Source organism: Micromonospora sp. M42 (assembly GCF_000568915.1).
In the GTDB taxonomy this organism is placed as follows: Bacteria; Actinomycetota; Actinomycetes; order Mycobacteriales; family Micromonosporaceae; genus Micromonospora; species Micromonospora chalcea.
Map to the genome: position 1 here is coordinate 6,156,707 of NZ_KK037233.1, position 6,215 is coordinate 6,162,921.

Sequence of the window (6,215 nt, forward strand, 5' to 3'; positions counted from 1 at the left end):
GCCGGCCTGTGGGTGACGCGCGCCAGGCGGTGCCGTCCGACGCCGACGAGCTGGTGCGGCTGCGCGGGCTGATGCTCGCCGGAATGAGCGGCGCGCCGACGCCGCCGGGCCGCTGGCAGGACGTGGCCCGGGACAATCTGCGCGCCTGGCTGGCCGAGCCGGACCCGTGACTGGCCGCAGCGCACTGCTGGCCTGGTTCCGGGACCGGGGCGTGCGCCGGGTCGACCTGCGGGCCTCGGCGGCCGGTCGGCCGCTCTACCGTGCCCTGGGTTTCCGGGAGACCGCCGACCCGGCGATGCGCCTGACGTTCCCGGCGGAACAATCCTTCATCCCGCTCCGCGAGACCGGCAACGATTTGTAGGCGTAAGTCGCTATGCGCGCTGAACCGCAAATCGGTGATCTTCCATGCGCTGTGATCTTATTGATATCTATCTCTCACCACCACTTCACGCCTCCAGGAGTGCGACGTGCGGAGATCCCGTCTTGCCACCCTCGCCCTGACCCTGGCCGCCTCGGTCGGGGTCACTCTGTCTCTGGCCGCCCCCGCCCAGGCGGCCCCGTCCGACCGCTACGTCGCGCTCGGCGACTCGTACGCCTCCGGCGTCGGCGCCGACAGCTACACGTCCGAGAGCGGTAACTGCCTACGCAGCACGAACGCCTACCCGGCGCTCTACAACGCCAACATCAAGCCGGCGTCGTACCGATCGGTGGCCTGCTCCGGCGCCACCACGGCCGACGTCATCAACAGCCAGCTCTCCGCGCTCTCCTCGACCACCACGCTGGTCAGCGTCACCGTGGGCGGCAACGACGTGGGCTTCGCCAACATCATGAGCACCTGTGTGCTCCAGGGGGAGACCCAGTGCGTGGCGGCCGTGCAGTCCGCCATGAACGTGGCCCGCACCTCGATGCCGGGCCGCCTCGCCAACGTCTACAACGGCATCAAGAGCCGCTCGCCCTCGGCCCGCGTCGTGGTGGTCGGCTACCCGGTCTTCTACCAGCTCGGCACGACCTGTGTCGGGCTCAGCGCCACGTCCCGGGCGAAGATCAACGAGGGCATCAACCTGCTCGACGACATCACCCGCACGGCCGCCGTCTCGGCCGGCTTCAAATTCGCCGACGTCCGCTCCATCTTCGTCGGCCACCAGCTGTGCAGCGGCGGGACCAAGTGGCTGCACGCGCTCAACGTGCTGAGCCTGAGCAAGTCGTACCACCCGACGGCGGCCGGGCAGTCTGGCGGCTACTACCCGGTCTTCCGGTCCGCCGCCGGCTGACCCGGTCCGCGGCAGCGGCACGCCTCCCCGCGGGGGCGTGCCGCTTCGCCGTGTCCGGCGGCGGTGTGCCCGTCAGGCCGGCAGGACCTTCTCGATCGCCGCGCGCAGCTCGGGGTCCTCGGGGGTGACCTGCGGGCCGAACCGCGCGGCCACTGTCCCGTCCGGGGCGACGAGGAACTTCTCGAAGTTCCAGCGCACGTCGCCGGTGTGCCCCTCGGCGTCCGGCGTGGACACCAGTTCGGCGTAGAGCGGGTGCCGGTCCGGGCCGTTGACGTCGACCTTCTCCGTCAGCGGGAACGTCACGCCGTAGTTGACCTGGCAGAACTCCTCGATTTCGGCGGCGCTTCCCGGCTCCTGGCCGGCGAACTGGTTGCACGGCACGCCGAGCACCGTCAGTCCGCGCCCGGCGTACGTGTCGGCGAGTTCCTGAAGGCCCGCGTACTGCGGGGTGAGGCCGCAGCGGGAGGCCACGTTGACCACGAGCAGGGCGCGGCCACGGTAGCGGCCGAGGTCGGCCGGTCCGCCGGTGAGGGCGTCGATCTGGACGTCGAAAACGGTCATGTGACGAGGCTACGGGCCGTCACGCGGACCGTCCCGCGCCACCCGTGAAATCGACGCATCTACATCTTGACGAAGTGGTGACGGCGTGAGTAGCGTCTCAGCAATCAATTTGGAAACTTTCCTAACTATTGGAGGGACGCCGTATGAAGAGATCGCTCCGCCGGGCCCTGTGGGCCACCGGCGCCGTGGTCGCGCTCGCGGTCGCCGCGGTGCCCATGACCACCGCGTCGGCCGCCGGCAGCGTCACCGCCACCTTCGCCAAGGTGCAGGACTGGGGGACCGGCCACGAAGGGCGGGTGACCGTCACCAACGGCACCAGCTCCACCGTCAACGGCTGGCGCATCGAGTTCACGCTGCCCTCCGGCACCTCGATCAGCAGCTCCTGGGACGCCGACATCACCCGCAGCGGTGACCGCTACGTGGCGGTCAACAAGAGCTGGGCCTCGACGCTCGCCCCGGGCGCCAGCTTCAGCTGGGGCTACAACGGCACCGGCGCGTACAAGGCGCCGGTGAGCTGCACGATCAACGGCGGCCCTGCACCGGCGGCGGCACGCCGACGACCACCGCGCCGACCACGGCGCCGCCGACCACCGCGCCGCCACCACGGCGCCGCCGACGACCGCCCCGCCGACCACGCAGCCGCCCACCACGCCGCCGCCCGGCGGCAAGAAGGTCGTCGGCTACTTCGCCGAGTGGGGCGTCTACGCCCGCAACTACCACGTCAAGAACATCCACACCAGCGGCTCGGCCGCGAAGCTCACCCACATCCTGTACGCCTTCGGCAACACCACCGGCGGCCGGTGCAGCATCGGGGACAGCTACGCCGACTACGAGAAGGCGTACACCGCCGCGGACAGCGTCGACGGCGTGGCCGACACCTGGGACCAGCCGCTGCGCGGCAGCTTCAACCAGCTGCGCAAGCTGAAGAAGATGTACCCGAACCTGAAGGTCCTCTGGTCCTTCGGTGGCTGGACCTGGTCCGGCGGCTTCACCCAGGCCGCGCAGAACCCGGCCGCGTTCGCCGACTCCTGCTACTCCCTGGTCAAGGACCCGCGCTGGGCGGACGTCTTCGACGGCATCGACGTCGACTGGGAGTACCCGAACGCCTGCGGCCTCCAGTGCGACAGCAGCGGCCCGAACGCCTTCAAGAACGTGGTCTCGGCGCTGCGGAGCAAGTTCGGCTCCAGCTTCCTGGTCACCGCGGCGATCACCGCCGACGGCAGCAACGGCGGCAAGATCGACGCGACCGACTACGCGGGCGCCGCGACGAACCTCAACTGGTTGATGCCGATGACGTACGACTACTTCGGCGCCTTCAACGCCCAGGGGCCGACCGCGCCGCACTCGCCGCTCTACTCGTACTCGGGCATCCCGCAGCAGGGCTTCTGGTCCGACGCGGCGATCCAGAAGCTGAAGTCCAAGGGCGTACCGTCCAGCAAGCTGCTGCTCGGCGTCGGCTTCTACGGACGCGGCTGGACCGGCGTGACCCAGGCCGCGCCCGGCGGCAGCGCCACCGGCGCGGCCCCCGGCACCTACGAGGCCGGCATCGAGGACTACAAGGTGCTCAAGAACAGCTGCCCGGCCACCGGCACGGTCGGCGGCACCGCGTACGCCAAGTGCGGCAGCAACTGGTGGAGCTACGACACCCCGGCGACCATCGGCGGGAAGATGAGCTACGCCAACAGCCAGGGCCTCGGTGGCGCGTTCTTCTGGGAGCTCTCCGGTGACACCAGCAACGGTGAGCTGATCGGCGCCATCAAGGGCGGTCTCGGCTGAGCCGAGGGCCGACGCACCACCCACCCGGCGGGGAGGGGCCGCACCGGCCCCTCCCCGCCCGCGTGCCGCCCTGGCCGCGCGCGCCGATCCGGGTCAGGATGGGGAGTCACCCGGCCGCGCGGGCCGGGTGTGGCACACTCGCCGCTCGACGAGTCCACGCGACGGGAGGACCGATGGATCGCAGCCACCGCGGCCGGTTCGCCGCGCTCGCCCTCGCCTTCGCGCTCACGCCGGCGCTGGCCGCCTGCGGCTCCGGGGACGGCGCCGCCACCGCGCCCAGCGGCCGGGCGCCCGCCGAGGAGGCGGCGGCCAAGAGCCGGGAGCGTGCAGGCGTACCTCGACGCGCTCACCGCCCGCGACGCCGACGCCGGCCGCAGCCAGCTCTGCGCGCCCATGCACGCCGCCTTCGACGCCGCCGCCACCGGCCCGAACGGCGACTTCGCCGACCACTTCACGGTGCCCGACGCGACGATCACCGACGTCCGCTCCGGCCCGAACGGGCAGGAGGTCAGCGCCTCCGTCACGGTGGCCGCCGGATCGCGCAAGGCCACCCGGTCACTGCTGTTCACGGTGACCCGTAACGGGGCGGACTGGTGCATCTCCGGCGAGGTTCCCGGCGACCGCACGGCCGACCCGTCCGAGCCGCCGCCGGCGGCGCGGCCCTCGCCGGTCTCCTCCCAGTGACCGGAACCATGCCCCTCGGCGACGAGTGATCGCGACGGTCGCCGTACGCTTTCCTCCATGCGCCATGAGTGGCATCAGCTGAGTCACCCCGCCGTGGGCAGCCCTGGCCTGCAGACCAGCCGCCCGACCGCCGACTCCGCCGAGGACGCGGCCCTCGGCCTCGACCGATGGCGGGAGCTGCCGCGCGCGCAGACCCCGCCGTGGGGCGACCCGGCCCAGGTCGCCGAGGTCTGCCGGGTGCTGGACACGGTTCCCTCGGTGGTCGCGCCCTACGAGGTCGACCAGCTACGACAGCGGCTGGCCCTGGTCTGCGAGGGCAAGGCGTTCCTGCTCCAGGGCGGTGACTGCGCCGAGACGTTCGCCGACAACACCGAGAGCCACCTGCTCGCCAACGCCCGCACACTGCTCCAGATGGCCATCGTGCTCACGTACGGCGCGTCGCTGCCGGTGGTCAAGGTGGCCCGGGTGGCCGGCCAGTACACCAAGCCCCGGTCCCTGCCGACCGACGCCCGGGGGCTGCCCGCCTACCGCGGCGACATGATCAACTCGCTGGAGGCCACGCCGGAGGCGCGGGTCGCCGACCCGCAGCGCATGATCCGGGCGTACGCCAACTCGGCCGCCGCGATGAACATGCTCCGGGCGTACCTGGCCGGCGGCCTGGCCGATCTGCACGCCGTGCACGACTGGAACAAGGACTTCGTCCGGCAGTCCCCGGCCGGGGAGCGCTACGACGCGATCGCCCGTGAGATCGACCGGGCACTGGCCCTCATCCGGGCCTGCGGGATGACCGACGACGAGGCGCTGCGCACCGTCACGCTCTACTGCTCGCACGAGGCGCTGGCGCTGGAGTACGACCGGGCGCTGACCCGGATCTCCGACCACAAGGCGTACGGCCTGTCCGGGCACTTCCTCTGGATCGGCGAGCGGACCCGGCAGATCGACGGCGCGCACATCGACTTCATCTCCCGCATCGCCAACCCGATCGGCGTCAAGCTCGGCCCCACCACCACGCCGGACGAGGCGATCGAGCTCTGCGAGAAGCTCAACCCGGACAACATCCCCGGCCGGCTCACGCTGATCAGCCGGATGGGCAACCACCGGGTACGCGACGCGCTGCCGCCGATCGTGGCGAAGGTCACCGCCGCCGGCGCGAAGGTCGTCTGGCAGTGCGACCCGATGCACGGCAACACGCACGAGTCCTCGAACGGCTACAAGACCCGGCACTTCGACCGGATCGTGGACGAGGTGCTCGGCTACTTCGAGGTGCACCGCGGCCTCGACACCCACCCGGGCGGCCTGCACGTCGAGCTGACCGGCGAGGACGTCACCGAGTGCCTCGGCGGCGCCCAGGGCATCGAGGACCTCGACCTGCCCGACCGGTACGAGACCGCCTGCGACCCCCGGCTCAACACCCAGCAGTCGCTGGAGTTGGCGTTCCTGGTGGCGGAGATGCTCCGTGGCTGACGCGAGGAGTGAGCTTGCGAGCCCCGCAGTCGGCAGCCGAAGGGATGACAGTGGCTGAACTGATCGATCTGCGGACAGACACCGTGACCCGGCCGACGCCGGGGATGCGGGAGGCGATGGCCGCCGCCGAGGTGGGCGACGACGTCTACGGCGAGGACCCGACAAACACCGCCCTGGAGGCGGAGGTGGCCGCGCTGTTCGGCCACGAGGCGGCGCTGTTCGCCCCGAGCGGATCGATGGCCAACCAGATCGCGCTCCAGTTGCACGTGCCGCCCGGCGACGAGTTGCTCTGCGACGCCGACGCGCACGTGGTCACGTACGAGGTGGGGGCCGCCGCCGCGTACGGTGGGATCTCCTCGCGGACGTGGCCCGCGGTGGGCGCGGACCTGGGCCCCGACGTGGTCGCCGGGATGATCCGGCCGGACGGCTGCTTCGCGGTGCCGACCCGCGCGATCGCGG

At 71.5% G+C, this 6,215-nt stretch carries 6 protein-coding genes and 2 pseudogenes; 7 read left to right on the top strand and 1 reads right to left on the bottom strand.

Going from position 1 to position 6,215, the window contains the following annotated elements:
- Window positions 1–8 precede the first annotated feature (8 nt).
- The 3 genes from MCBG_RS33250 (at window position 9) to MCBG_RS28535 (ending at window position 1,271) form a co-directional block, all read left to right on the top strand.
- A complete protein-coding gene (locus MCBG_RS33250) occupies window positions 9–170 on the top strand; it encodes a hypothetical protein (protein WP_198033323.1) in 162 nt (53 codons plus the stop codon).
- Window positions 167–361: a GNAT family N-acetyltransferase gene (locus MCBG_RS33255; protein WP_043329426.1), complete on the top strand. Its 195-nt coding sequence runs from the start codon at window positions 167–169 to the stop codon at window positions 359–361. Before MCBG_RS33250 ends, MCBG_RS33255 begins: the two co-directional genes overlap by 4 nt.
- 106 nt (window positions 362–467) lie before the next feature.
- Window positions 468–1,271 carry an SGNH/GDSL hydrolase family protein gene (locus tag MCBG_RS28535; protein ID WP_043329427.1) on the top strand — a complete coding sequence of 268 codons (804 nt, stop codon included), beginning with the start codon at window positions 468–470 and terminating at the stop codon, window positions 1,269–1,271.
- 72 nt (window positions 1,272–1,343) lie between these two features.
- Here the strand turns inward: MCBG_RS28535 and MCBG_RS28540 are convergent, their stop codons facing one another.
- On the bottom strand, window positions 1,344–1,832 hold the full coding sequence (locus tag MCBG_RS28540; protein WP_013287644.1) for a glutathione peroxidase: 489 nt from the start codon (window positions 1,830–1,832) through the stop codon (window positions 1,344–1,346).
- Between the two features lie 143 nt (window positions 1,833–1,975).
- Here MCBG_RS28540 and MCBG_RS28545 point away from each other — a divergent pair.
- The 4 genes and pseudogenes from MCBG_RS28545 to MCBG_RS28560 form a co-directional block, all read left to right on the top strand.
- Window positions 1,976–3,608 (top strand): annotated as a pseudogene (locus tag MCBG_RS28545) (glycosyl hydrolase family 18 protein).
- Window positions 3,609–3,781: 173 nt separating this feature from the next.
- Window positions 3,782–4,292: pseudogene (locus MCBG_RS28550) on the top strand (hypothetical protein).
- A gap of 57 nt (window positions 4,293–4,349) precedes the next feature.
- Window positions 4,350–5,756 (top strand): class II 3-deoxy-7-phosphoheptulonate synthase, encoded by a 1,407-nt coding sequence (locus tag MCBG_RS28555; protein ID WP_043329428.1) that lies wholly within the window; start codon window positions 4,350–4,352, stop codon window positions 5,754–5,756.
- Between the two features lie 59 nt (window positions 5,757–5,815).
- A partial coding sequence (locus tag MCBG_RS28560; RefSeq protein ID WP_369799369.1) for a threonine aldolase family protein occupies window positions 5,816–6,215 on the top strand: 400 nt, incomplete at its 3' end.